The sequence below is a fragment of the Bowmanella denitrificans genome (genome assembly GCF_002887595.1).
Classification (GTDB): Bacteria; Pseudomonadota; Gammaproteobacteria; order Enterobacterales; family Alteromonadaceae; genus Bowmanella; species Bowmanella denitrificans.
This window is the reverse complement of the sequence record NZ_PEBU01000003.1, coordinates 503,476-527,931: the sequence shown is the minus strand read 5'-3', so window position 1 is coordinate 527,931 and position 24,456 is coordinate 503,476. Positions and strand designations below refer to the sequence as shown.

Sequence of the window (24,456 nt, the reverse complement as noted above, 5' to 3'; positions counted from 1 at the left end):
GCTTTCAAAAAAGCATTCCATTGCCATGAATGTTAACGCAATATTTCTGGTTGTGCGTCCTCAGCATCTGTGCGTGGAAGGCATGCCTTCAGTGCAATTCGTATGATTTTCCCAGCCTGGCTTTGACTTGCCCTGGCCGAATGGTTACCTTAGTTGCGCCCTTTTCACCCCCTGCATGGCAGACGGTTTTGCATGTACCTGAATTATTTCGGATTAGCGGATAATCCATTTTCTATCGCCCCCAATCCTGACTACCTGTATATGAGTCCACGGCATAAGGAAGCCCTGGCGCACCTGACCTTTGGTCTGCGCGAAAGCGGTGGCTTTGTGATGCTGACCGGCGAGGTGGGCACCGGCAAAACCACGGTATCCCGTAAGCTGATGCAGCAGTTACCTGAAAATACCCAGGTGGCGATGATCCTCAATCCCACGCTGTCGGCACTGGAGTTGCTGGCGACCATTTGTGATGAGCTGGGCATTAGCTATCACGAAGGGCAGGGCAGTTTAAAAAGCTATACCGATAAGATTCTGGCGCACCTGGCGGCTAACCACCAGAAAGGCATTAATACGGTACTGATTATCGATGAAGCGCAACATCTATTGCCCGAGGTACTGGAGCAGTTGCGCCTGCTGACCAATCTGGAAACCAACCGGGAAAAACTGTTGAAAGTGGTACTGATTGGCCAACCGGAATTGCAGCAATTGCTAAAGCGCAATGAATTGCGCCAGTTGGCCCAGCGTATTACCGCACGTTATCACCTGTTGCCGCTGACCGGCCATGAAGTTAAAGAGTATATTGCTCACCGGGTGCAGGTGGCCGGTGGGGATGCCAGTATTTTTGCCCGCAGCGCCTTATCGGCGGTGTATCAGATCAGTGGTGGTATTCCGCGGGTGATTAACCTGCTGTGTGACCGGGCGCTGACCTTGTCTTTTACCAAACAGCATGCGGTGGTACGTCGTTATATTTTCCTGGCCGCGGCGGCGCAGATTCTGGGGGACGATGTGGTGCGACAACGCCAGGGTAAACAATGGACATTGATTCTGGCAGCACTGCTGTGCAGCGGTGCGGCACTGGGCTACTGGATAGGGAGTTTGCATGTTTAAGCGCATCCAAATTGACCTGTTGCAACCCGGCATGGTGATTGTGCAGATCACCGCACAAAACGGGCCGGTACGTATTCGTAAAGCGGGGCTGGTGACCAGCCCCGAGATGGTTCAGGGCCTGAAGGAGATGGGGGTTCAGGAACTGGAAATTGACACCGCGCAAACCGTTGAGTTGGAAACTGAGGTGAGCACCGTACCCAGTTCACCAACCAAAACTCTGCTGATGCAGGGCGCACAGAATTCTTTGGTGGATCATAAACTGTCAGAGCAGTTTAACCGCAGCCTGTTTTTACCTTCCGTGCAGTCATTACCGGGCAGCTGGCGTTATTATGGCCGTAAGGTGTTCACTGCTGTGCTGGTTTTGTTTGGCGGCATAGGGCTGGGCTATTCGGCCGCGGTCATGCCCTGGCAGCAGCTTTTTACGCCTGCTCAGCCTGTGGTGGCCTCCTCGGCTCCTGAAACCACTGCTGAGCCTGTGGCCGAAACTGTAACGCCAGTGAATCAGCCAGAGGCAAGCCAACAGCCCGATGCGCTATCAGAGTCAGCGGCCAGCGCCAATGCCATAAATAGCAATCAGCCAATCACAGAGATGCCACAGGACGAACAGGGCATACCTGTCAGGGCACAGCCCCAGCCCGTCGCGACCAATGATATATCCCCTGAGCTGTTACAGCGTTTTCGCGAAGCCGTGTCTGAATTGGATGAGCAGCCAGAGCCTGCCAATGTGAAGGCCGGGCGACCAGTAGACGTGCCCCGAGTTGATCAGTTACCGGCCTGGGTGCTGGCTGAATTGCCATCCATGTCGTTTTCCACCCATTTATATGCGTCGCAGCCCAGCGAGCGCCGGGTACGGGTTAACGGGATGGAGCTGGGCGAAGGGGATTTTATCCGGGATAATCTGCGTATTGTTCGTATTGACCCGCAGCATGTGATTCTGGCTTACAAAGGCCAGGAATTTAGCCTGCCTGCGCTGGGAGAGTGGTAGTGTGGATAGGCGGCTTGTATAAAGAATATGGCTATACTTTATACAAAGCCCGACGTACTATGTGGCAGGTCTGGCTTAGTTTTCAGGCTATGGCCTGTTCTGATACGTCAGAGTTGATATCATGCGCGGAGTGAGAAATGCTGAGTATTTTTAAACCCAAACTAACAGAAGAGCAGCAGAAACTTGTGGACTCTGTGCAGGCCAGCGGTTTAAAGGTGCAGATAGTGGGGCGCGGTACAGTCATGGTGGATCCTGAAGATATTGTCAGTTCTGCCAAGTATCAGCGTTTGGTCGATCAAGCCCATTTAGTCGTAGTTGAGGAAACGAAAGGGTAGCATCAAGGATGTGAAAGTATGTTTCTGTTCTTAGTTTTACCCATCCTGGGTGCCGGTTTTTACATTCTATTTAATAATCCCTACGCCTTTTTGAAGTTGCACCGATATCGGGGCCAGTTGCTGTATTTACGCAGCATTGCGCATGGCCTTAAAATCCTGGCTTTGGCGGTGATTCTTTGCGTTACGGCCAACTACTATGGTCCTGAGCAACTCTTGGGCTATTCAATTAACCTCGAAGCCTATTTAACTGAGGTTTTCAGTGCATTGAATGTTGGCCCTGCTGAGTTGGTTCAGCAGATGGTTTGGTTTTGTCTGTTGTCCGTGACCATGATGTTGACCGCATTTTTGTGGTGCAAGTTCATTGCATGGCGGCTGACGCGCATATCCCGTGCCTATAAATTACCAGCTACCTTATTTCTAAAGCAGGAAATTGTTAAAGACAGTCCTCTGGATAAGTTGCTTTTTGATGCTTTAACCAGTGGCGACCCTGTATTACTCAGCCTTTCCAGCCGCAAAGTCTATGTGGGGCTGGTGGCGGGCATGGGGGAGCCTACAGAAGATGAAGGGATGGATCAGGAAGTGCATATCGTACCGCTGATGAGCGGTTACCGGGATACCAATACCCTGAATGTGCATTTTGAGATTGATTACCGCTTATTGAATCAAACTTCCAGAAACAAGCTGTCTATTATTGTGCGTCAGGAATTGATAGAGAGTGCTTCGCCTTTTGACTTTGATGTCTACAGGGAGATTCGCAGCCATTTGAAAGTCAAACCAACAGCAAAGGTACGAGTATCATACCAGCCAGATCCTGAGCGCTATACCTGGACGATTGGCACGGAAAGATAATCTGGCAAGGGGCGAATCAAGGTAGTGTTTGGCACTTACACCTGTTTCAGCAGCACGTCCTTAAAGAACTTGGTCAGATTGATTTTAAATTCTTCCGGGCGCACGCTGGTTTCAATTTCATCCTGTACTTTACTCAGGTCCAGCCGTTTAACCTCGTTGTACATATTGGTACGTACCGAGTAAAAGCTCATGACCACCGGGCAAAGCGGGTCGACCTTGTTGGCTCTGACCACTATGGCCAGTTTGCCGCTTTTAAGCTTGACCAGTGAGCCCACCGGATGCACGCCCACACAGCGAATAAACTGTTGCACCAATGACTGATCCAGCAAACCCTGACTGGATGCGAGCAGGCGTTTCAGCGCCTGAGTTGGGGACATGCCCCGTCGCCACGGGCGTTCAGAGGTCATGGCATCATAACTGTCGACAATGGCCGCCATTCTGGCGTACACGGATAAGTAGTCGCCACTTTTACCCCGCGGATAGCCTGAGCCGTCCATACGTTCATGGTGATTGGCCAGCACATCTCTTACCACATCCAGATCCAGTTCTGATTGTTCCAACAGTTCCAGGCCAAAATCCACATGCCCTTCCACTATCTGCATTTCCGGTCCATCAAGGGCACCGGGTTTACTGAGAATATCCTCGGGGATGGTGGCCATACCTACGTCCATCATCAGCCCGGCCAGGCCGAGCTCGTCGATAAGCTCTTTGTCAAAGCCCAGGTGACGGGCAAATACTGCCATCAAAATCGAGCAGTTCAGGGAATGTTCCAGCAGATACTGATCTTTTTCCTTAATCAGGGTCAGACAGCATAGTGCGTCGGGGTTATCAAATACCGAATCAATAATATCGGCACTGGTGCCCATTAGCTCGGTGACAGACACCTTGCCGCCTTTGCGTACTTTTTTGAAGAACTTGGATTGCACCGTTTTGGCCTGTTCATACAGGCGATGCGATTCGTTGAGGGTTTCTCCCTCACTGGCCTGCGGTTTTTCCGGTTCTTCCGGGCTTTCTTCCTCCATGGGACTGTCCATGGTTAATTCATCGCTGATAATGCTGCGTGATAAATCCACTTCCACTTCCAGAATGCCACGCGCTTTAAGCTTGTGGATCAGGCCATGATCTTTTACCAGTCCCTGAGTTTTTATTTTCAGTTGGCCGGTCTGGCGGGTTACCTGGTTAACGAACATGCCAGGTTTCAGATCATCAACAGGGTAGATTTTATACATTTCAGACAATTAGCAGCACATTGGAAGACAGCAATGAATATTGACCAGAACGCTTTAAGGATCAAGCGAATCTGTCAGTAAATCAAGGTGCTTGGTCGCACTCCAGAGCCGATGACATAGCAGACATATTGCGATAATCGTGAGTGGAAACGTTTTCAATATTGCTCGGTGTTATATTTTTATCACACCTCTATAACGCTAATTCAACCCCCCCCAGCCGATGCCCGGCTGCAGGTTTGGTTTTTATGTGAATTACTTGTTAAATTTATTGAAAACGTTTTCATTGACGGTTATGTTATTGAAAACACCGGATGGGCTCGGCGTCATGGCATGGCCGCGCCAGATGTTTGCCAACTGAAGGCAATGGAACACTTGCAGGGTATTGAATATGCAAATAGCAGCAGTCGATATGGCGATCATCCTGATTTACCTGGTGGCCATTATCGGTATCGGTTTTTATCTGAAGCGCCGGGCGGCGCAGAATCTTCAGGCCTATTATCAGGGCGGCAAAACCTTACCCTGGTATATGCTGGGTTTGTCCAACGCCTCGGGCATGTTTGATATCTCAGGTACCATGTGGCTGGTGACGCTGTGCTTTGTGTACGGTATGAAAAGCATCTGGATCCCCTGGCTGTGGCCGGTGTTTAACCAGGTTATCCTGATGGTGTACCTATCGGTGTGGCTGCGCCGCTCCAATGTACTGACCGGGGCCGAGTGGATACGCACGCGCTTTGGCGACGGCACCGGTGGCCGCCTGTCACATATGATTGTGGTGGTGTTTGCCCTGATCAGCGTGCTGGGTTTTCTGGCCTATGGTTTTGTCGGGGTCGGTAAGTTTATCGAAATATTCCTGCCCTGGGAGGCGGTATCCGCTTATCTGCCCTTTACGCTGGCCCCTGAGTATGTACCGCATTTTTACGGCATTGTGTTTACCTCTATTGCCACCTTGTACGTGATGCTGGGTGGCATGATGAGCATTGTCTGGGCCGATGTGTTGCAGTTTTCTATTATGACCTTTGCAGCCCTGGCCATCGGTATTATTGCCATCACCCAGGTGAGCCCACAAACCTTGCAGGCGGCGGTGCCGCCAGGTTGGGACAATCCGTTCTTCGGCTGGACCTTAGATCTGGACTGGACCGGCCTGATTGTGGAAGTGAATGACAAGATCCTGTCCGACGGTTACTCGCTGTTCAGCATTTTTGTGATGATGATGCTGTTCAAAGGCATTCTGGTCAGTGCCGCCGGTCCTGCACCTAATTATGATATGCAGAAAATTCTGTCCACCCGCAGCCCAAGGGAAGGGGCGCTGATGAGTGGCTTTGTGTCGGTGGCATTAATGCCTATCCGTTATTTTATGATTGCCGGTTTTACCGTGCTGGCGGTGGTGTATTACGACCGGCTGGACCTGGTGAGCGGCGGCCAATTGGACTTTGAAAATATTCTGCCCAGTGCCATTCTGGAATTCGCACCGGTGGGCATTATGGGGCTGCTGCTGGCGGGGCTTATCGCCGCCTTTATGTCTACCTTCGCCTCTACGGTCAATGCCGCACCGGCTTATCTGGTCAACGATATTTATCGCCGTTATATCAACCCGGATGCCAGTAACCGCAGTTTGATCCACGCCAGTTATTTATGCTCGGTGGCGGTGGTGGTGGTAAGCACCCTGATTGGCCTGTATGTGGAAAGTATTAACAGCGTGCTGCAATGGCTGGTATCCGGTTTGTGGGGCGGCTATGTGGTATCCAATGTATTGAAGTGGTATTGGTGGCGATTAAATGGCCATGGTTATTTCTGGGGCATGCTGGCTGGTATTGTCTGTGCACTGTTGTTGCCCCCGGTGGTGGCAAGGCTGATGCCACAACTGGCCAGCGACATACTGCCGCTTTACGTTTTCCCTGTGATGCTGGTGATTTCCGCCATCGCCTGTATTTTCACCAGTCTGGCCACTCCGGCTGAAGATCCGCAACTTCTGCAACGCTTTTATCGCCAGGTTAATCCCTGGGGATTCTGGGGGCCGGTGCGCCGGGCTGTACAGCAACAGCAGCCTGACTTTGTAGCAAACCCAAACTTTAAGCGTGACATGTTCAATATTCTGGTCGGTGTGATTACCCAAACCAGTCTGGTGGCTCTACCTATTTTTGTGGTGATCCAGCAGTGGCAATCAAGTCTGACTTGTCTGCTGGTGCTGGTGATCAGTGCCCTGGTACTGAAGAAAAGCTGGTACGACAAATTAACCGATTAGGTATGCCGGACTCACACACCTGTTACCGCCAACCTTGCAAAAGAGACACTATGACCGAACAAGCTTATGGCTACTTTGATGACCAGCGAAAAGAGTATGTCATCACCAGTCCATTTACGCCGTCACCCTGGATCAACTATCTGGGCAATGACGGTTTTTATGGGCTGATATCCAATACCGCAGGGGGTTACTGTTTTTACCGGGATCCCAAGTTTCGGCGGCTATTGCGTTACCGCTACAACAGTGTGCCGGTGGATTGCGGCGGTCGTTATTTTTACCTTAAGTGCGACGATGAGATCTGGTCGGTTTCCGGGCGCCCGGTGCCCACTGAACTTGACTATTACGAATGCCGCCATGGACTTGGCTACAGCCGTTTTATTGCCAGCAAGGCACAGATCCGCTCGGAACTAACCTGTTTTATCCCGCTGGGGCAGACGGCCGAAGTTTATCGCCTGCATCTGAACAATCAGGGTGAGCAGGATAAAACCCTGAATTTGTTTTCGTTGTTGGAATGGTGCCTGTGGAATGCCGAAGATGATGGCGCTAATTTTCAGCGCAATTTGTCTACCGGGGAAGTGGAAGTTGAAGGCTCAGTGCTGTATCACAAAACCGAGTACCGTGAACGGCGCAATCACTATGCTTTCTACGGGGTCAATCATCCGATTCAGGGTTTTGATACCGACAGAGACAGTTTTCTGGGGCCTTATCGCGGTTTTGAGCGCCCGCTGGTAGTGGAAAAGGGGCAGGCCAGCAACAGTATTGCGCATGGCTGGTCGCCTATTGCCTCTCATCATCTGGAACTGACGCTGGCCGCGGGCGAAAGCCAAACCTTAGTGTTTGTGCTGGGCTATGTGGAACTGCCGGTAGAGGATAAATGGCAGGCCCCTGGCATGATTAATAAACAGCCTGCCAAGAGGATGCTGGCTGCATTTGATAGCGATGAGAAAGTGACAGCTGAACTGGCTAAGCTCACAGCCTATTGGCAGCAGTTGCTTGGCCATTTTCACATTCAATCGCCGGATGAGCGCTTTAACCGTTCGCTGAATATCTGGAACCAATACCAGAATATGGTCACTTTTAATTTGTCGCGTAGCGCGTCTTTTTATGAGTCAGGTATTGGCCGTGGCATGGGTTTTCGCGATTCCAATCAGGACACCATCGGTTTTGCCCATATGGTGCCGGAGCGCGTGCGGGAGCGTATTCTGGATCTATCTGCGACCCAGAAAATGGACGGCTCAGCTTATCACCAGTACCAGCCGCTGACCAAAAAAGGCAATGCCAATATCGGCGGTAACTTTAATGACGATCCCATGTGGATGGTGCTGTCTACGGCCAACTATATTAAGGAAACCGGCGATTTCAGCATCCTTGATGCCCGGGTGAATTTCGACGATGAAGAGGGCGATTTTGATCACTTTGAGCACCTTAAACGGGCCTTCAGCCACGTGGTAAATCATCTTGGCCCCCATGGGCTGCCGTTGATAGGCCGGGCTGACTGGAATGACTGTCTGAATCTGAATTGCTTTTCTGAAGATCCAAATGAGTCCTACCAGACCACTCAGCGTGGTGACGCCAAAGTGGCCGAATCTTTAATGATCGCCGGGCAGTTTGTTTTGTATGGTCAGGAATTTGTGCAGCTGTGCAAGCTCACCGAGCGGCATAAACTGGCAGACTGGGCACAGCAGCACATTGATTTGATGGTCAGGGCCATTGACCAGCATGGTTGGGACGGGCAGTGGTTTTTACGTGCCTATGATGCCCGCGGCCAGAAGGTAGGGAGTCAGGAAAACCAGCAGGGCAAAATCTTCATTGAGTCCCAGGGTTTTTGTGTAATGGCGGGGATCGGGCTGCAGGATGGGCGCGCCAGGCTGGCGTTGGATGCGGTAAATCAGCATCTGGCCTGTGAATTCGGCATTATGTTGCAACAGCCTGCCTACAGCGATTATGACAAATACAAGGGCGAAATCAGTTCCTATCCGCCCGGCTATAAGGAAAATGCCGGGATTTTTTGTCACAACAATCCCTGGATTATTATTGCCGAAACCCTGTTGGGCCGGGGGGAGCAGGCCTATGATTATTTCAGTCGTATCAGCCCTGCCTATTTGCAGGACATGCAGCAACTGCACAAAACTGAGCCCTATGTGTACAGTCAGATGATTGCCGGGCGCGACGCCGCGACGCCGGGGCAGGCAAAGAATTCCTGGCTCAGTGGCACGGCGGCCTGGTGTTTTTATGCTGCCAGCCAATATATTACCGGTATACGTCCTGACTACCAGGGGCTGCGCATTATGCCCTGTTTGCCCAGCCACTGGCCGTCACTGTCTGTTACCCGGCAGTTTCGAGGGGCCGTTTATCAGATAGACATCGCCAATCCCCATGGCCTGAGTCAAGGAGTTGTGGATATGCAGATTGATGGTGAGCCTGTGCCTGGCGACCTGATCCCTTATGCGCGCTATCGGGGGCAGCATAAGGTGCAGGTTCGGCTGCTACCACCAGAGCAAGGTTAGTCGGATGCAGGTGCCGGGCCGGTGCTTTGTCTGACCACCAGGCGCAACGGCAATTGGATGTGCTGCGGTACTGGATTTTTGCCGCTTAACTGGGCCAGCAGCAGTCTCATGCTGGCCTGGCCAATTTCTTCAAGCGGTTGATGGATAGTGGTAAGGGGCGGATTCATCAGGCTGGCATAGCGGATATCGTCAAAGCCCATAATGGAGATATCCCCCGGAATGGCATAGCCATATTCTCTGAGCACACTCATGGCACCAATGGCCATATCGTCATTAAAACAGAATACGGCGGTAGGGCGTTTACGCAGCTTTAGCAGCGCTTCCATCGCTTTCATACCCGACTCAGTGGTGTAATCACCCTGCACCAGATACTGTTCATCCGGCTCGATACCGGCTTGTTGCAAGGCCTGCTGAAACCCTTGCAAGCGCTCGCGATTGCTGGGGGCATTGTTGTCACCAAGCACTGCCGCAATGCGCCTGTGCCCCAGCGCGACCAAGTGGTTTACCCCGTCTTTGGCCCCCTGAACATTATCGACCATCACTTTATTCAGGCCGTCGACTTCTATGCTTTCGTTGCCATTCACTAAGGGCGGTAAATTGGCTGTCAGATTATCCAGATCAAACGGCAGGCGGTGGGTATAAAGCAATATGCCGTCGGCCTGGCCACTGCTGACCATCTGAGCGTAATGGCGCTCGCGCGCTTCCTGACCTTGCGTGTCACCAAGCAACACCGAGTAACCGGCCTTTTGCGCTTCTACTTCGATAGCACGGATAATGCCGGCATTCACCTGATTAGTGATATCCGGCATCATCACTACAATATTGCCGCTTTGCTGCGTGCGCAGGCTGGAGCCAAAACGATTGGGTGTGTAGCCGGACTCCCGTACCGCTTTCATGACTTTTTTACGGGTGTCTTTATTGACCAGTTCGGGGTTACGTAAGGTGCGTGACACTGTGGCCGGGGACACGCCTGAACGGGCCGCGATATCTTTGATACCCAGTTTGCTCACTATGAAAATCCTGTTTTCTAAGGCTTTCGATGTAAAACGTTTTCAGCCCGAAATTAAAGGCTTTGAATGAATATAATGCCTTGAGTGAAAAAATCACTGATTTTTTTCAAAGAGAATCGTGGTTGACAGCAAAAAGGCAGATGACGTGGGTAGCAAAAGCGCATTGCCGGGCGATGCTTGATTCAAGCCCGACGGGGGAAGTCGTCAGAACTAAGTGGTCAGTTGGCAGAGCCGGGCAAACCTGAACTGCCAACTGCCCACTTAATTCAGCCAACTGATTTAACGCCAGGCCGGAAGCTGCTGCTCGTAGGCGTCGATCTTCGCCACCAGTTCCAGGGTTTCACCAATGGCATCCAGCCCTTTGATCAGCTTGTACTTGTGATGTTCCTTAATCTCAAAGGCGAAGCTGTGCTCGCCAACCCGTACATGCTGAGCAGGCAGATCGATTTCAATCTGCACTTGTGGGTCGGCGTCTACCGCGGCAAACAACTTATCCATCTGGCTGTTATCCAGGGCTATAGGCAGTAGTTGGTTGTTCATGCAGTTGCCGTAAAAAATATCGGCAAAGCTGGTGGCAATCACCGCTTTAAACCCATAGTCGGTCAGTGACCAGGGCGCGTGTTCGCGGCTGGAGCCACAACCAAAGTTTTCTCTGGCCAGTAAAATTTCACTGCCCTGATGCTCTGGCCGGTTCAGTTCAAACTCCGGATTAGGAACTTTTTCTTCCAGATCCAGATAGCGCCAGTCGTGGAACAAATGTTTACCGTAACCGGCACGGGTTACAGCGGTTAAAAACTGCTTGGGGATAATCTGATCGGTATCCACATTGGCACGGTTCAGTGGCGCTGCTTTGGCGCGAAGTTGTATGATGCCTGTCATTTATCCAACTCCCTTACATCTACAAAATGACCCGCCAGTGCGGCGGCTGCGGCCATGGCCGGACTCACCAGGTGAGTGCGGGCGCCGCGGCCCTGGCGACCTTCAAAGTTGCGGTTACTGGTGGAGGCGCAGCGGTCACCGGCTTGCAGCAGGTCATCGTTCATACCAAGGCACATAGAGCAGCCCGGCAAACGCCATTCAAAGCCAGCATCCAGAAACACCTTATCCAGTTGCTCGGCCTCAGCCTGTTGTTTAACCGCGTAAGAGCCCGGCACCACAATGGCGTTAACGCCCGCAGCCACTTTACCTTTGGCGGCAATCTTGGCCGCAGCACGCAGGTCTTCAATACGGCTGTTGGTGCAAGAGCCAATAAATACATGGCTGATGGCCACATCGGAAAGCTTTTGTCCGGCTTCCAGGCCCATATATTTCAGGGCTTTTTCCGCCGAAGTGCGCTCTACCGCATCGCTGAAACTGGTGGGGGCCGGAATAGGTTCATCCACCGCCACCACCTGACCGGGGTTGGTGCCCCAGGTAACCTGCGGCTTGATGTCTTCGGCGGTTAAACTAACCACAGTATCAAACTGGGCGTCGGCGTCGGACTTCAGGTTTTGCCAGCAGGCCAGGGCGGCTTCCCAGTCTGCCCCTTTGGGGGCGCGCTCTTTGTCTTTGAGGTAATCAAAGGTGATCTGATCCGGGGCAATCAAACCGGCTTTAGCGCCAGCTTCAATACTCATATTGCAGATGGTCATGCGCTCTTCCATGGACAGCGCTGCAATGGCGCTACCGGCATATTCCAACACATAGCCGGTTGCCCCTGCATGGCCAATCTTACCTATAATCGCCAGGATGATGTCCTTGGCAGTCACGCCGATAGACAGCGTACCGTTAACCTCCACCTTCATGGCCTTGGCTTTGCCCTGCTTCAGGGTTTGGGTGGCAAACACATGCTCCACTTCGGAGGTGCCGATACCAAAGGCCAGCGCCCCAAAAGCGCCATGGGTAGCGGTATGAGAGTCGCCGCATACCACGGTCATGCCGGGTAAAATCAGCCCCAGCTCCGGACCAATGACATGTACGATACCTTGTTTTTTATGTCCGACCGGAAACAGCTCGACGCCAAACTTTTCACAGTTTTCCATCAGAGTACGAAGCTGCAACTGGTTGGCCGGGCCACAGGCATCCAGGGCCAGCGACTTGGTGGAAATACTGTGATCCATGGTAGCAAAGGTGCGATCCGGACGGCGCAGTTTACGGCCTTTTTCTTCAAGACCGGCAAACGCCTGCGGTGAGGTCACTTCGTGGATCAGATGACGGTCAATATAAATCAGGTTATCGGTACCGGCCTGGGCTACCAGATGCATGTCCCAGATTTTGTCGTATAAGGTCTTACCCATCAGGCATGCTCCTGTAGTTTGGCGGCTATATAACTGCCCACCTCGGCGGTGGACTTCGCCTCGTGTCGGCGCTCTGCACTCAGTAGCTCGGCGGTCACATAACCATCATTCAGGGCATGTTGCACGGCCTGTTCAATCGCATCTGCGGCCGCGTTTTGGCCCAAGCTGTAACGCAGCAACATGGCCGCTGACAGGATCTGGGCAATGGGGTTGGCGATGCCTTTACCGGCAATATCCGGGGCGCTGCCACCGGCCGGTTCATACATGCCAAAGCCTTCAGCGTTAATGCTGGCAGAAGGCAACAAGCCCATGGAGCCTGTGATCATGGCGCATTCATCGCTAATAATGTCGCCGAATAAATTGGAGCACAGCATCACATCAAACTGATTGGGGTAGCGCAGCAGTTGCATGGTGGCATTGTCGATATAGATATGCTCCAGCGTTACATCCGGGTAGTCTTTGGCGACCTCTTCGGTGATTTCCCGCCACAGGCGGCTGCATACCAGCACATTGGCCTTATCTACCGAGGTGACTTTTTTGCCGCGCAGACGTGCCGCTTCAAAGGCAATTTTGGCAATGCGGCGGATTTCCCGGCGCGAATAACGCATGGTATCAAAGGCGTATTCTTCCTCACCTTCGCCGGCCATGCCTTTGGGCTGACCAAAATAGATGCCGCTGGTCAGTTCACGTACCACCATCACATCAAAACCGCTGGCGGCGATATCCGCACGCAGGGGAGACAAGGCTTCCAGGCCGGGATAAATCCTGGCCGGGCGCAGGTTGCTGAACAGGTCAAAATGGCTGCGAAGTTTTAATAGCGCCGCACGCTCCGGGCGCTGGTCCAGCGGCAGACTGTCCCATTTGGGACCACCAATAGAGCCGAATAAAATGGCATCGGCCTGTTCGCAGCCTTTTAAGGTATCTTCTGGCAAGGCATGACCATGTTTATCAATGGCTGCACCGCCTACATCAAATTGGTTCAGGACCAGATTGAGGTCGAACTTACGCTGGACTACTGCCAGCACTTTTTCCGCCTCGCGCATTACTTCCGGGCCGATGCCGTCACCGGGCAGTAAAGCTATGGAATAGGATTTCATCTACACCCCTGCTATTTTCTGTTGTTTTTTCTCGTCTATCTGATCGGCCAGACAGGTGTTGTTCAGTACATAAATCAGGGCTTTCACCCCAGCTTCAACGATGTCGGTGGCAAGACCAATACCGTTGAAACGACGACCACGATATTCGGCTACCACGCTCACTTGGGCCAAGGCATCAGCCCCTTCGCCTTTGGAGTCCAGTTTAAAGTCAACGATCTCCACTTCGTCATGGCCGGTTACCTGAATAATGGCGTTAAAGGCTGCATCCACCGGGCCGTTACCTATGGCCGAAGCGGTGCCTTCCTGTTCGCCCATACGCATTTTGACCGTGGCGCTTGGGATCATCCCCTTACCAGCGTTGGCATGCAGATACAGCAGTTCATAATGGGCCTGTTGCTGCTTCTGCTGGTCGAAGAACACCAGCGCTTCCAGGTCGTAATCAAACACCTGGCCTTTTTTGTCGGCCAGTTTCAAAAACGCCTGATACAAGGTATCTAAATCATAATCTTCATCTTTGTAACCCAGCTCATGCATACGATGCTTAATCACATGGCGGCCCGAGCGGCTGGTCAGATTCAGATGATTTTTGTTAATGCCGACACTTTCTGGTGTCATGATTTCATAGGTATTTTGCGCTTTTAAGATGCCATCCTGATGAATGCCGGAAGAATGGCTGAAGGCATTGGCGCCGACAATGGCTTTATTGCTTTGTACCGGCATATTACATATCTGACTGACCAGCTTGGAGGTACGGAAAATCTCCTGGCTGTTAATGCCGGTTTGCAGGCCCAGCATGGCTTCGCGGGTTTTCAGGATCATGGCCACTTCTTCCAGCGAGCAGTTACCGGCCCGCTCGCCAATACCATTGATGGTACATTCAATCTGACGTGCGCCGTGCTGCACGGCGGCTACAGAGTTAGCCACTGCCAGGCCCAAATCGTTATGGCAGTGCACGGAAATCGTGGCCTGGTCGATATTCGGCACCCGGTTGAACAAGGTCTGAATAATGGCGCCGAATTCGCTGGGGATGGTATAACCGACGGTATCGGGAATATTTACCGTGGTGGCACCGGCCCTGATGGCGTTTTCCACCATCCGGCACAGATAATCGATGTTGGTGCGTCCGGCATCCTCGCAGGAAAATTCCACATCGTCGGTGTAGCGTCTGGCATGTTTGATAGCGGCCACCGCCATGTCCAGCACCTCATCCTGAGACTTCCGTAATTTGGCGCCTACATGAATATCTGAGGTGGCGATAAAGGTGTGGATACGGAATTGCTCAGCAACCTTTAAGGCTTCGCCGCAGGCGTCGATGTCATTCATTACCGCGCGGGACAAACCACAGACGGTGGCATTTTTCACTTCCCTGGCAATGGTTTGTACAGATTTAAAGTCACCCGGGGAAGAGACCGGGAAGCCAGCTTCGATAATATCCACCCCCAGTCGCTCAAGGGCCAGGGCAATCTGCAGTTTTTCCTTCACACTCAGACTGGCAGGTAAGGCCTGTTCGCCGTCCCGCAAGGTGGTATCGAATATCTTGACTCTGTTTGTCATGGTCTTTCCCCTTCTTGGTTGACCCCGGCACCTTCACACTTGGTTTTTACTTGGTATAAAAGTGAAAAACCCGTGCTGTGCACGGGTTTTTCTGAATTTCTGCCTGTTTCTCGGCTACAACCTACCCGTGCAATCTTGCTGCCATAAGGAGGAGTAGAGAGAGAAATTTTTGCATTCGCTGTTGCCTGTATTTGGAACAGGCATATTAGTATCTTTTTCGGCTATTGACGTCAACCAGTTAGGGTAAATTAATTCGCTATTGGCTTGCTTTAAATGGCATAAGCGCGATTTTATCCCTTTCCTGGCGGAGTATGTCGAAAGGCTTATCCTAACAATGTCGAAATTTCTGGTTGTCCAGTTATTGGTTGTCAGGTTTGTAAGTGGTCTGTAATTCGTTGTCAGTTGGCAGAAATCAGTCGTCAGTTGGCAGAGCCGGGGCGACCTGAATTGCCAACTGTATAGTAACCACGGATTTTGAAGCTATTGTTGTTGGGCTGAAGCCCAACCCACAGTGGGTCGGAATTTATTCCGACAACAAAGCTCAGTCTAAGCGCCGTGGGTCGGATTTGAGTCCGACGGGATGTAAGCTAAATGGTCAGTAATCAGTCGGCAGTTAGCAGAAATCCGTTGACAGAGCGCGAGGGCGAGTCAGACTGAACAGCCAACAGCCAACAGCCAACAGCCAACAGCCAACAGCCAACAGCCAACAGCCAACAGCCAACAGCCAACGGATTACTGACCACTTAATTCAGCCAACTGGCGCACTAATTGCAGTATCCAGTGCAGCCGTCAAATTCCCGTTGTTAGATTATGGAACTAAGCTCCTACCTGAACCGATTCGACAAAAACTCTGTAAAGCAGTTCACCTCCGGGTTGGGGGCACCATTAATCCTGCTGGCCATTATGGGCATGGTGATATTACCCATGCCGGCATTTCTGCTGGATGTACTGTTTAGTTTCAACATTGCTTTGTCGCTGGTGGTTATCCTGGTTGCGGTATTTACCAAACGGCCCATTGATTTTGGCGCCTTTCCGCTGGTGTTGCTGATTGCCACGGTATTACGTCTGGCATTGAACGTCGCTTCCACCCGTGTGGTATTGCTGGAGGGGCATGAAGGCGGGGACGCCGCGGGTAAGGTGATTCAGGCCTTCGGTGAAGTGGTGATTGGCGGTAACTTTGCCGTGGGTATTGTTGTCTTCGCCATCTTGTTGATTATCAACTTTAAAGTGGTTACTGCGGGTGCCGGACGTATTTCTGAGGTAAGTGCACGCTTTACCCTGGACGCTATGCCGGGTAAGCAAATGGCCATTGATGCGGATTTAAATGCGGGCTATATCGATTCCGATGAAGCCCGTCGTCGCCGTCAGGAAATTACCACAGAAGCAGACTTTTACGGCTCAATGGATGGTGCGTCAAAGTTTGTAAAAGGTGACGCGGTAGCCGGTCTGTTTATTATGTTGATCAATATCGTCGGCGGTTTGTTTATCGGCATGATTCAGCATGATCTCAGTTTTGGTGATGCCATTGAGATTTATACCATTCTGACCATAGGTGACGGCCTGGTGGCGCAGATCCCGTCACTGCTGTTATCTGTTGCCACGGCCATTATAGTTACCCGTGAAAACGATACCCAGGATATGGGTAGCGAGTTGAAGAACCAATTGGGTAATCGCCGCGCGCTGTATATCACCACCGGTATTTTGTTTGTGATGGGGATTGTGCCAGGGATGCCACACCTGGCGTTTTTAGGCTTTGCACTGTTGGTTGGCGGCTATGCCTATTTTGACTGGTGGCGGGAACAACAAGCCGAACAGCAGCAGGCGGCTGGCGAGCTGGTACCTGAACAGACCCGCGCACCCGCAGAAGTCAAAGAGCTGGGCTGGGATGATGTGCAGCATGTTGACACTATTGGTCTGGAAGTAGGGTACCGGCTAATTCCCCTAGTGGACAAAAGTCAGGGCGGTGAGTTGCTGACCCGTATTAAGGGGGTGCGTAAAAAGCTTTCCCAGGAGTTGGGTTTTTTGATCCCGCCCGTGCACATACGTGACAACCTGGACTTAAATCCCAATACCTACACCATCGCTATGTTGGGTGTCACTATTGGTGAGGCAGATATCAGCCATGATCAGGAACTGGCCATTAACCCTGGTCAGGTGTTTGGCAAACTCGACGGCAAGCCCACCAAAGATCCGGCCTTTGGCCTGGATGCGGTATGGATTAAGGCTGCCCAGCGAGAACACGCGCAAACACTGGGCTATACGGTGGTAGATGCTGCGACAGTAGTGGCAACGCACTTAAGCCAGTTGCTGACCAATAATGCCTATCAATTGCTGGGCTACGAAGAGGTTCAGCAGTTGCTTGACATGCTGGCCAAACAAAATCCCAAACTGGTAGAGGGATTGGTACCGGATATTCTGCCCATGGGCACGGTAGTGAAGGTGCTGCAGACCTTGCTATATGAAGGGGTGCCAATCCGAGATTTGAGAAGCATTGTACAAACCCTCTGCGAATATGGTCCCAAGAGTCAAGATCCCGACGTATTAGTATCGGCCGTGCGTATTGCCCTGAAACGTCTGATCGCCCAGGAAATTAACGGCAGCAGCAAAGAAATCCCTGTGATCACTTTGGCCCCAGAACTGGAACAGATATTGCACCAGTCGCTACAAGCCGGTGGCGGTGACGGCGCGGGTATCGAGCCCGGTCTTGCCGAACGACTGCAGCAATCTCTGGCCGAAGCGGCCCAGCAGCAGGAACTGGCGGGCGAGCCAGCAGTATTGTTGACGTCAGGCATGTTGAGACCCGTGTTATCACGCTTCCTTAAACATGCCATCGCCGGATTGCACGTACTGTCCTATCAGGAAGTACCTGATGACAAGCAGATTAAGATTGTCAGCGCCGTGGGCCAATAAGCTGACATAGGGGGTAAAAGTGAAAATCAGACGTTTCTATGGAAAAGACATGCGCGAAGCGCTGGCTCAGGTTAAAGAAGAGTTGGGCGGTGACGCAGTGATCATGTCGAACAAAAAAGTGGCGGATGGTATAGAAATTGTTGCTGCCTATGACAGAGAGCCTGTACGTAAGCAAACACCCCAAGCCAATCAGCCGGATGTTATGGCAAAACCAAGAATGGCACCGGCTGGCGCAGCAGGAAAGACGCCCAGTCTCAGCGAAATTATCGGGGATTCCGGCCCGGACAGCCTTAAAGCACTGTTGGAAAAGCAAACCAAACAGTCTCAATCAGCATCGCAACCTGCCCGTGCAGAAAGCACAAGTGCAAACACGCAGCATACCCCTGTGAAGACAGAGCCCAACAGACAGGACGACATCGAGTTGCAGGATATTCGCCAGGAGTTGAAGTCACTGCGAAATGTACTGGAGTTTCAGGTGGCTGGCCTGATCAAGCAAGATCGTCAGCAAGCCAGGCCCCTGCATAGCTATCTCATTGATAAATTGGTGCGCATGGGCATTACCCCAGCGCTGGCCGAGCAGGTGGTATCCTATGCACCGGCCAACTGCGAGGAGCGTGACGCCTGGGTATTTCTGCTTAAACTACTGGCCAATCGTCTGCACACGACACAAAACGATATTCTCGCCAAAGGCGGTGTCGTGGCACTGATGGGGCCGACCGGCACCGGTAAAACCACCACGATTGCCAAGTTGGCGGCGCAGTATGCGCAGCGTTATGGTGCCAATCAGGTAGCGCTTATTACCATTGACAGCTATCGCATTGCCGCATACGAACAGCTGGCGACTTACGGCAAGATTATTGGCTGCCCGGTAAAGAAAGCGGCCAGTGCCGAAGAATTGTCCGATCTGCTCCATCAGTTTCGCAATAAAGGCCTGGTTTTGATTGATACTGCCGGTTTTGGTCAAAGAGACACCAGATTAATCAAACAGTTAGATACCTTGGCTGAATCATCTTATGCTAATATCAAACATTATCTGGTGTTGGCCGCGAATGCGCAGCATAGAGTGATGGAGCATCAGCTTATGACGTATAAGCAGATTTCTTTGCAGGGCTGTATTTTCACTAAACTTGATGAGTGTTACAGTCTCGGCGAAGCCATCAGCCTGGCCCTGGAGCACAGATTGCCTGTCGGATATTTGACGGATGGGCAGAAGGTGCCCGAGGACATTAAGGCGGCCGATGCCAAGTACATAATTTCTTGTGCAGCGAGACTATTTAAGCAGTATGCTTTAATGCCTACAAGAACGCAGCAGGTTGTAAACTCAGCAGTATCAATATGATTGAGGATCAAGCGAGTAGCTTAAGACGAATGAACCAGCCCAATCTAATCAAAGTGATTGCCGTTACCGGTGGCAAAGGGGGAGTGGGTAAAACCAACATCACTCTGAATACAGCCATCGCTATGGCCAAGCAAGGCAAAAGGGTCATGGTGCTTGACGCCGACCTGGGGTTGGCCAACGTTGACGTAATGTTGGGCCTGCGGGTCGAAAAGAATTTATCTCACGTACTGTCGGGTGAATGTCTGTTGGAAGAAGTGCTGGTGGAAGGCCCCTATGGGGTCAAAATTGCCCCGGCCACCTCTGGCACGCAGTCCATGACAGAGCTGACCCCCACAGAACATGCCGGATTGATTCGCGCTTTCAGTGAATTGCGCAGCCAAATCGACGTGCTGATTGTGGATACCGCCGCCGGTATTTCCGATATGGTGTTGAGCTTCTCGCGCGCAGCCCAGGATATTATGGTGGTGGTGTGTGATGAGCCGACTTCTTTGACGGATGCTTATGCGCTGATCAAGATTTTGAATCGTGACCATGGTGTATTTCGCTTTAAGATTGTGGCCAATATGGTGCGCAACTTACGCGAAGGACAAGAACTCTTTGCTAAACTGTCAAAAGTAACCAATCGTTTTCTGGATGTTGCCCTGGAATTGGTTGCCACAATTCCGTTTGACGAGAACATTCGTAAAGCGGTACGCAGGCAAAAATCCATTATCGAAGCCTATCCCAGTTCGCCAGCGGCAGTAGCCATCAATAATCTGGCTAAACAGGCGCTAAGATGGCCAATACCATCGCAGCCCGGGGGGCATCTGGAGTTTTTCCTGGAACAGTTAGTCAATCAGAATTCTGCGGTCCAAAGAGATAAAGTGTGAACAATAAAGCAGCCGCCTATCAGCAATTCGACGATAAAACGAAGCTGGTGGAGCAACATGCCTCACTGGTCAAGCGTATAGCCCACCACCTGATGGCGCGTCTGCCTGCCAGCGTGTTGGTTGACGATCTTATTCAGGCTGGCATGATTGGTTTGTTGGAAGCCGCCAAAAATTTTGACGGTTCCAAGGGAGCCAGTTTCGAAACCTTTGCCGGTATTCGCATCCGCGGTGCTATGCTGGACGAAATTCGTAAAGGCGACTGGACACCCCGTTCGGTGCATAAGAACAGCCGCGCCATTGCCGAGGCTATACAAGCAGTGGAACGTGAAACTGGTGGCGATGCGCGTGATGCCGATGTTGCCGGGAAATTACAAGTCAGTCTGGATGAATATCACCAGATGTTGAACGAAGTGAATGCCGGCAGACTGGTGGGTATTGAAGATCTGGGCATTACCGAAGATGTCATTAGCACCGAACAGAACCGGGGCACTGACGCACCCTTTGATGATTTGTTGCAGGGATCGTTTCAAAAAGCGCTGGCCCATGCTATTACTACTTTGCCTGAACGGGAAGCCATTGTGCTGTCACTGTATTATGACGAGGAACTGAACCTGCGCGAAATAGGCGAAGTGCTTGAAGTCAGTGAGTCTCGGGTTAGTCAGATCCATAGTCAGGCCATGTTGAGACTCAGAACTCGCATGCAAAGCTGGCAAATGGAATAGAATTTAATAAGAATAACAGTTGGTTGATTCCTCACTGGAGGCAGTTTTGGATAAAAACATGAAAATTCTTGTTGTCGACGATTTCTCGACAATGAGACGTATCATCAAGAACCTTCTCAAAGACCTGGGCTTTACCAATGTTCAGGAAGCTGATGACGGGAATACCGCGTTGCCAATGTTGCAACAAGGCGATTTCGACTTTGTTATCACTGACTGGAACATGCCAGGGATGCAGGGGATTGATCTGCTCAGAGCCATTCGCGCTGATGATAGCTTGAAACACACCCCTGTTCTGATGGTGACAGCGGAAGCGAAGAAAGAGCAAATTGTTGCAGCAGCCCAGGCCGGTGTAAATGGATATGTGGTGAAACCATTCACTGCAGCTACGCTGAAAGAGAAACTCGAAAAGATATTTGAGCGCCTTGGGTAGTCCCTGGCGGATCCTAAAGCATAAGGAACGCCTTAATGACTGATACTCATCAAGCTCCCATGTCGCTTGAGGATGCTCGCCAACTGGTGACATTGCTTGAGCAGGGAGACAACCAGGGTGCCATGCAACTGCTGGAATCTGTGACCATGGAAGACTCCATGGAATTGTTTGCCGAAGTGGGCAAACTTACACGTCAGTTACATGATTCACTTAACAATTTCCAATTGGATGCCCGCATCGCGGATTTGGCTCAGGAAGATATTCCTGATGCACAAAGTCGACTCAACTATGTAATTGAAACCACGGAAGATGCAGCTAACCGCACGATGGATGCGGTTGAGACCAGTATGCCTATCGCTGAACGTCTGAATGCCAGAATTAATGAAATTCTGCCAGACTGGAAAAGGCTGATGACACGTCAGTTGCAATTGGGTGAATTTAAAACGCTTTGCCATGATATGGATAAGCTTCTTGACGAGGCCAGTGTTGATTCGGCGAAACTGAACGAACTATTGACCGAAGTGCTGATGGCTCAGGGTTATCAGGATCTGACCGGTCAGGTTATCCGTAAAGTCATCGAGTTAGTCAAAGAAGTCGAAGACAACCTGGTACATATGCTTAAGGTGTTTGGTGAGCCCGAAGTAGATGAGATTGCCAAACAAGCCAAGAAAGAGGCCAGCAAGGAAATGGCAGAGGGCCCAATTATTGATGCGGCTACCCGTGATGACGTGGTAACTGGTCAGGATGACGTAGATGATCTACTTTCAAGCTTAGGGTTTTAAGGGGAATTGATGCATGGCCTTTGACGTTGATGAGGATATCCTGCAGGACTTCCTGGTTGAAGCGGGAGAAATTCTGGAGCAATTGCAGGAGCAACTGGTTGATCTGGAAAACAATCCCGAAGATGCGGATTTGCTCAATGCCATATTTCGCGGCTTCCACACCGTTAAAGGTGGGGCGGGTTTCCTTTCCCTGACCGAACTGGTGGATGCCTGCCACGGTGCTGAAAACGTGTTTGACGTGTTGCGTACCGGCAAGCGCCAGGTAACTGCCGAGCTGATGGATGTTATCTTGCAAGCGTTGGATAGCATCAATGAGATGTTTGCCAGTGTTAAAGCCCGTGAACCGTTGGAGCCTGCCTCTCCAGAAGTATTGGAGGCTTTGCATCGTTTAAGTAAACCTGAGTCCGAAGACGAATATGTGGCGCCAGCGCCCGAGCCAGAGCCTGAACCCGAGCCCGAACCTGTTTCGGTGAGTGACAGTACTGATAGTGGCAGTATCGACGATATCAGCGAAGATGAATTTGAGGCTTTGCTGGATGAACTGCATGGGCCAGGCGGTGCACCTTCTAATGCCAAAGCGGCATCAACTGCCAGCAAAACTGCACCACAGGTTGATTTGAGTGACGGTGATGAAGACATTACCGACGATGAATTTGAGGCCTTGCTCGATCAGCTTCACGGTGAAGGCAAATTTAAAGCTGCCAGCGATGCCCCTGCACCTGCCAAAGCCGCTCCTGCTTCCGATGCAAAGAGCGGTGACGATATTACCGATGATGAATTCGAAGCCTTACTCGACCAATTGCATGGCTCGGGTAAGGGGCCTGGTGCAGTGCCGGCAGCACCACCGGCTAAGTCTGAAGCACCAAAGCCTGCTGCTAAACCTGCAGCGGCAACGCCCGCTAAAACAGAAGCCGCGAAGCCTGCTGCCAAACCTGCGCCTAAAGCCAGTGATGATGACGAAGACAAGTCGTCTGCTGTGGCCCTGAAAAAAGACGACAAGAAAGCGCCGGCTGCACCACCTGCTGAGACAACAGTGAGGGTGGATACCAAACGCCTTGACCAGATTATGAACATGGTTGGTGAGCTGGTGTTGGTTCGTAACCGTCTGCTCAGTCTTGGCGTCAATATCAATAATGAAGATATGTCCAAGGCTATTGCCAATCTGGATGTGGTGACCGGGGATCTGCAAGGTGCGGTGATGAAAACCCGCATGCAGCCCATTAAGAAAGTGTTTGGTCGCTTCCCCAGGGTTGTTCGCGATTTAGCCCGCAGCCTGAAGAAAGAAATTAACCTGAATCTGGTGGGTGAAGAAACCGATCTGGATAAAAACCTGGTGGAAGCCCTGGCCGATCCCTTGGTGCACTTGGTCAGAAACTCAGTAGACCACGGTATTGAAATGCCGGACGAGCGTGAAGCCTCGGGTAAAAAGCGCACCGGTACTGTTACCTTGTCGGCGTCCCAGGAAGGCGACCATATTCTGCTGACCATCGAAGATGATGGTAAGGGCATGGATCCGGAGAAGCTGAAAGAGATTGCCATTAAGCGTGGTGTGCTGGATGTGGATGCCGCTGCCCGTATGTCAGATGTTGAAGCCTTCAACCTGATTTTCGCACCGGGATTTTCCACCAAAACCGAGATTTCCGATATTTCCGGCCGCGGCGTTGGCATGGATGTGGTGAAAACCAAAATCAACCAGCTCAACGGTACCGTGCATATTCACTCAGAAAAAGGCGTGGGTACCCGGCTTGAGATCAAGGTCCCTCTGACCCTGGCTATTCTGCCCACCCTGATGGTGATTGTTGGTGAGCAGACCTTTGCCTTACCACTGGCCGCAGTCAGTGAAATCATAAATGTGGACATGAGTAAGACCAACACGGTTGATGGTCAGCTCACCATGATTGTGCGCTCCAAGGCGATTCCTCTGTTTTATCTGAAGGAATGGCTGCATCGCAGTAAGGAAAAGGTCAAGGTTGAACGCAGTAAAGGCCACGTTGTGGTGGTGCAAATTGGCACTCAGCAAGTAGGTTTTGTGGTCGATGCATTGATTGGTCAGGAAGAGGTGGTGATTAAACCACTGGATGCCCTGCTGCAAGGCACGCCAGGTATGGCCGGCGCAACTATTACCAGTGACGGCGGCATTGCCCTGATTCTGGATATTCCCAGCCTGCTCAAGCGTTATGCGAAAAAAGGCCTAAAAGATAAAAAAAGCAAATAAC

19 protein-coding genes are annotated in these 24,456 nt (G+C 51.5%); 13 read left to right on the top strand and 6 right to left on the bottom strand.

Annotated features, from left to right (window positions below):
* Positions 1-192: 192 nt before the first annotated feature.
* From CSR04_RS09120 to CSR04_RS09105, 4 genes are all read left to right on the top strand, one after another.
* Positions 193-1,104, top strand: a complete 912-nt coding sequence (locus CSR04_RS09120) for an ExeA family protein (RefSeq protein ID WP_102795945.1) — start codon at positions 193-195, stop codon at positions 1,102-1,104.
* Positions 1,097-2,089, top strand: coding sequence for a general secretion pathway protein GspB (locus CSR04_RS09115; protein WP_102795944.1), 993 nt, complete (start codon positions 1,097-1,099; stop codon positions 2,087-2,089). Before CSR04_RS09120 ends, CSR04_RS09115 begins: the two co-directional genes overlap by 8 nt.
* 137 nt (positions 2,090-2,226) lie before the next feature.
* Complete coding sequence (locus CSR04_RS09110; protein WP_102795943.1) at positions 2,227-2,424, top strand: hypothetical protein; 198 nt, start codon at positions 2,227-2,229, stop codon at positions 2,422-2,424.
* An 18-nt stretch (positions 2,425-2,442) separates the two neighbouring features.
* Positions 2,443-3,273, top strand: coding sequence for a hypothetical protein (locus tag CSR04_RS09105; RefSeq protein WP_102795942.1), 831 nt, complete (start codon positions 2,443-2,445; stop codon positions 3,271-3,273).
* Positions 3,274-3,308: 35 nt separating this feature from the next.
* On the opposite strand, the gene CSR04_RS09100 is transcribed toward CSR04_RS09105, so the two are convergent.
* The gene (locus CSR04_RS09100; protein WP_102795941.1) at positions 3,309-4,502 is read right to left on the bottom strand and encodes an HD-GYP domain-containing protein; all 1,194 of its coding nucleotides are present in this window, start codon (positions 4,500-4,502) and stop codon (positions 3,309-3,311) included.
* Positions 4,503-4,890: 388 nt separating this feature from the next.
* Between CSR04_RS09100 and CSR04_RS09095 the strand changes: the two genes are divergently transcribed.
* Positions 4,891-6,744, top strand: a complete 1,854-nt coding sequence (locus CSR04_RS09095; RefSeq protein ID WP_102795940.1) for a sodium:solute symporter family protein — start codon at positions 4,891-4,893, stop codon at positions 6,742-6,744.
* A 50-nt stretch (positions 6,745-6,794) separates the two neighbouring features.
* Positions 6,795-9,251 (top strand): glycoside hydrolase family 94 protein, encoded by a 2,457-nt coding sequence (locus CSR04_RS09090; RefSeq protein ID WP_102795939.1) that lies wholly within the window; start codon positions 6,795-6,797, stop codon positions 9,249-9,251.
* Here CSR04_RS09090 and CSR04_RS09085 read toward each other — a convergent pair.
* From CSR04_RS09085 to leuA, 5 genes are all read right to left on the bottom strand, one after another.
* Complete coding sequence (locus CSR04_RS09085) at positions 9,248-10,261, bottom strand: LacI family DNA-binding transcriptional regulator (protein WP_102795938.1); 1,014 nt, start codon at positions 10,259-10,261, stop codon at positions 9,248-9,250. The genes CSR04_RS09090 and CSR04_RS09085 overlap by 4 nt on opposite strands.
* A 279-nt stretch (positions 10,262-10,540) precedes the next feature.
* The gene (leuD, locus tag CSR04_RS09080) at positions 10,541-11,140 is read right to left on the bottom strand and encodes a 3-isopropylmalate dehydratase small subunit (protein ID WP_102795937.1); all 600 of its coding nucleotides are present in this window, start codon (positions 11,138-11,140) and stop codon (positions 10,541-10,543) included.
* A complete protein-coding gene (gene leuC, locus CSR04_RS09075; RefSeq protein ID WP_102795936.1) occupies positions 11,137-12,537 on the bottom strand; it encodes a 3-isopropylmalate dehydratase large subunit in 1,401 nt (466 codons plus the stop codon). The genes leuD and leuC overlap by 4 nt, the downstream gene beginning before the upstream one ends.
* Positions 12,537-13,634: a 3-isopropylmalate dehydrogenase gene (leuB, locus tag CSR04_RS09070; RefSeq protein WP_102795935.1), complete on the bottom strand. Its 1,098-nt coding sequence runs from the start codon at positions 13,632-13,634 to the stop codon at positions 12,537-12,539. The genes leuC and leuB overlap by 1 nt, the downstream gene beginning before the upstream one ends.
* Positions 13,635-15,188 carry a 2-isopropylmalate synthase gene (gene leuA, locus CSR04_RS09065; protein WP_102795934.1) on the bottom strand — a complete coding sequence of 518 codons (1,554 nt, stop codon included), beginning with the start codon at positions 15,186-15,188 and terminating at the stop codon, positions 13,635-13,637. It abuts the gene before it with no gap.
* Between the two features lie 810 nt (positions 15,189-15,998).
* Here leuA and flhA point away from each other — a divergent pair.
* From flhA to CSR04_RS09030, 7 genes are read left to right on the top strand one after another with little or no spacing between them, the layout of a single operon-like run.
* A complete protein-coding gene (gene flhA / locus CSR04_RS09060; RefSeq protein ID WP_102795933.1) occupies positions 15,999-18,098 on the top strand; it encodes a flagellar biosynthesis protein FlhA in 2,100 nt (699 codons plus the stop codon).
* A gap of 19 nt (positions 18,099-18,117) precedes the next feature.
* Complete coding sequence (gene flhF / locus CSR04_RS09055) at positions 18,118-19,437, top strand: flagellar biosynthesis GTPase FlhF (RefSeq protein ID WP_102795932.1); 1,320 nt, start codon at positions 18,118-18,120, stop codon at positions 19,435-19,437.
* Positions 19,434-20,306, top strand: a complete 873-nt coding sequence (locus tag CSR04_RS09050; RefSeq protein WP_102795931.1) for a MinD/ParA family protein — start codon at positions 19,434-19,436, stop codon at positions 20,304-20,306. The genes flhF and CSR04_RS09050 overlap by 4 nt, the downstream gene beginning before the upstream one ends.
* On the top strand, positions 20,303-21,028 hold the full coding sequence (locus CSR04_RS09045) for an RNA polymerase sigma factor FliA (RefSeq protein WP_102795930.1): 726 nt from the start codon (positions 20,303-20,305) through the stop codon (positions 21,026-21,028). Before CSR04_RS09050 ends, CSR04_RS09045 begins: the two co-directional genes overlap by 4 nt.
* A 46-nt stretch (positions 21,029-21,074) precedes the next feature.
* Complete coding sequence (gene cheY, locus CSR04_RS09040) at positions 21,075-21,458, top strand: chemotaxis response regulator CheY (RefSeq protein WP_102795929.1); 384 nt, start codon at positions 21,075-21,077, stop codon at positions 21,456-21,458.
* A 35-nt stretch (positions 21,459-21,493) separates the two neighbouring features.
* Complete coding sequence (locus CSR04_RS09035) at positions 21,494-22,240, top strand: protein phosphatase CheZ (protein WP_102795928.1); 747 nt, start codon at positions 21,494-21,496, stop codon at positions 22,238-22,240.
* Positions 22,241-22,253: 13 nt separating this feature from the next.
* A complete protein-coding gene (locus tag CSR04_RS09030) occupies positions 22,254-24,455 on the top strand; it encodes a chemotaxis protein CheA (RefSeq protein ID WP_102795927.1) in 2,202 nt (733 codons plus the stop codon).
* Position 24,456: the final 1 nt, after the last annotated feature.

Excerpts from the sequence above, each read along its gene's own strand:
- leuA (WP_102795934.1), bottom strand. The coding sequence starts at position 15,188 with ATGACAAACAGAGTCAAGATATTCGATACCACCTTGCGGGACGGCGAA.
- leuB (WP_102795935.1), bottom strand. The coding sequence starts at position 13,634 with ATGAAATCCTATTCCATAGCTTTACTGCCCGGTGACGGCATCGGCCCG.
- leuC (WP_102795936.1), bottom strand. The coding sequence starts at position 12,537 with ATGGGTAAGACCTTATACGACAAAATCTGGGACATGCATCTGGTAGCC.
- CSR04_RS09115 (WP_102795944.1), top strand. The coding sequence starts at position 1,097 with ATGTTTAAGCGCATCCAAATTGACCTGTTGCAACCCGGCATGGTGATT.
- CSR04_RS09105 (WP_102795942.1), top strand. The coding sequence starts at position 2,443 with ATGTTTCTGTTCTTAGTTTTACCCATCCTGGGTGCCGGTTTTTACATT.
- CSR04_RS09100 (WP_102795941.1), bottom strand. The coding sequence starts at position 4,502 with ATGTATAAAATCTACCCTGTTGATGATCTGAAACCTGGCATGTTCGTT.
- CSR04_RS09050 (WP_102795931.1), top strand. The coding sequence starts at position 19,434 with ATGATTGAGGATCAAGCGAGTAGCTTAAGACGAATGAACCAGCCCAAT.
- CSR04_RS09110 (WP_102795943.1), top strand. The coding sequence starts at position 2,227 with ATGCTGAGTATTTTTAAACCCAAACTAACAGAAGAGCAGCAGAAACTT.
- flhA (WP_102795933.1), top strand. The coding sequence starts at position 15,999 with ATGGAACTAAGCTCCTACCTGAACCGATTCGACAAAAACTCTGTAAAG.
- CSR04_RS09090 (WP_102795939.1), top strand. The coding sequence starts at position 6,795 with ATGACCGAACAAGCTTATGGCTACTTTGATGACCAGCGAAAAGAGTAT.
- CSR04_RS09095 (WP_102795940.1), top strand. The coding sequence starts at position 4,891 with ATGCAAATAGCAGCAGTCGATATGGCGATCATCCTGATTTACCTGGTG.
- leuD (WP_102795937.1), bottom strand. The coding sequence starts at position 11,140 with ATGACAGGCATCATACAACTTCGCGCCAAAGCAGCGCCACTGAACCGT.
- CSR04_RS09035 (WP_102795928.1), top strand. The coding sequence starts at position 21,494 with ATGACTGATACTCATCAAGCTCCCATGTCGCTTGAGGATGCTCGCCAA.
- CSR04_RS09030 (WP_102795927.1), top strand. The coding sequence starts at position 22,254 with ATGGCCTTTGACGTTGATGAGGATATCCTGCAGGACTTCCTGGTTGAA.
- CSR04_RS09120 (WP_102795945.1), top strand. The coding sequence starts at position 193 with ATGTACCTGAATTATTTCGGATTAGCGGATAATCCATTTTCTATCGCC.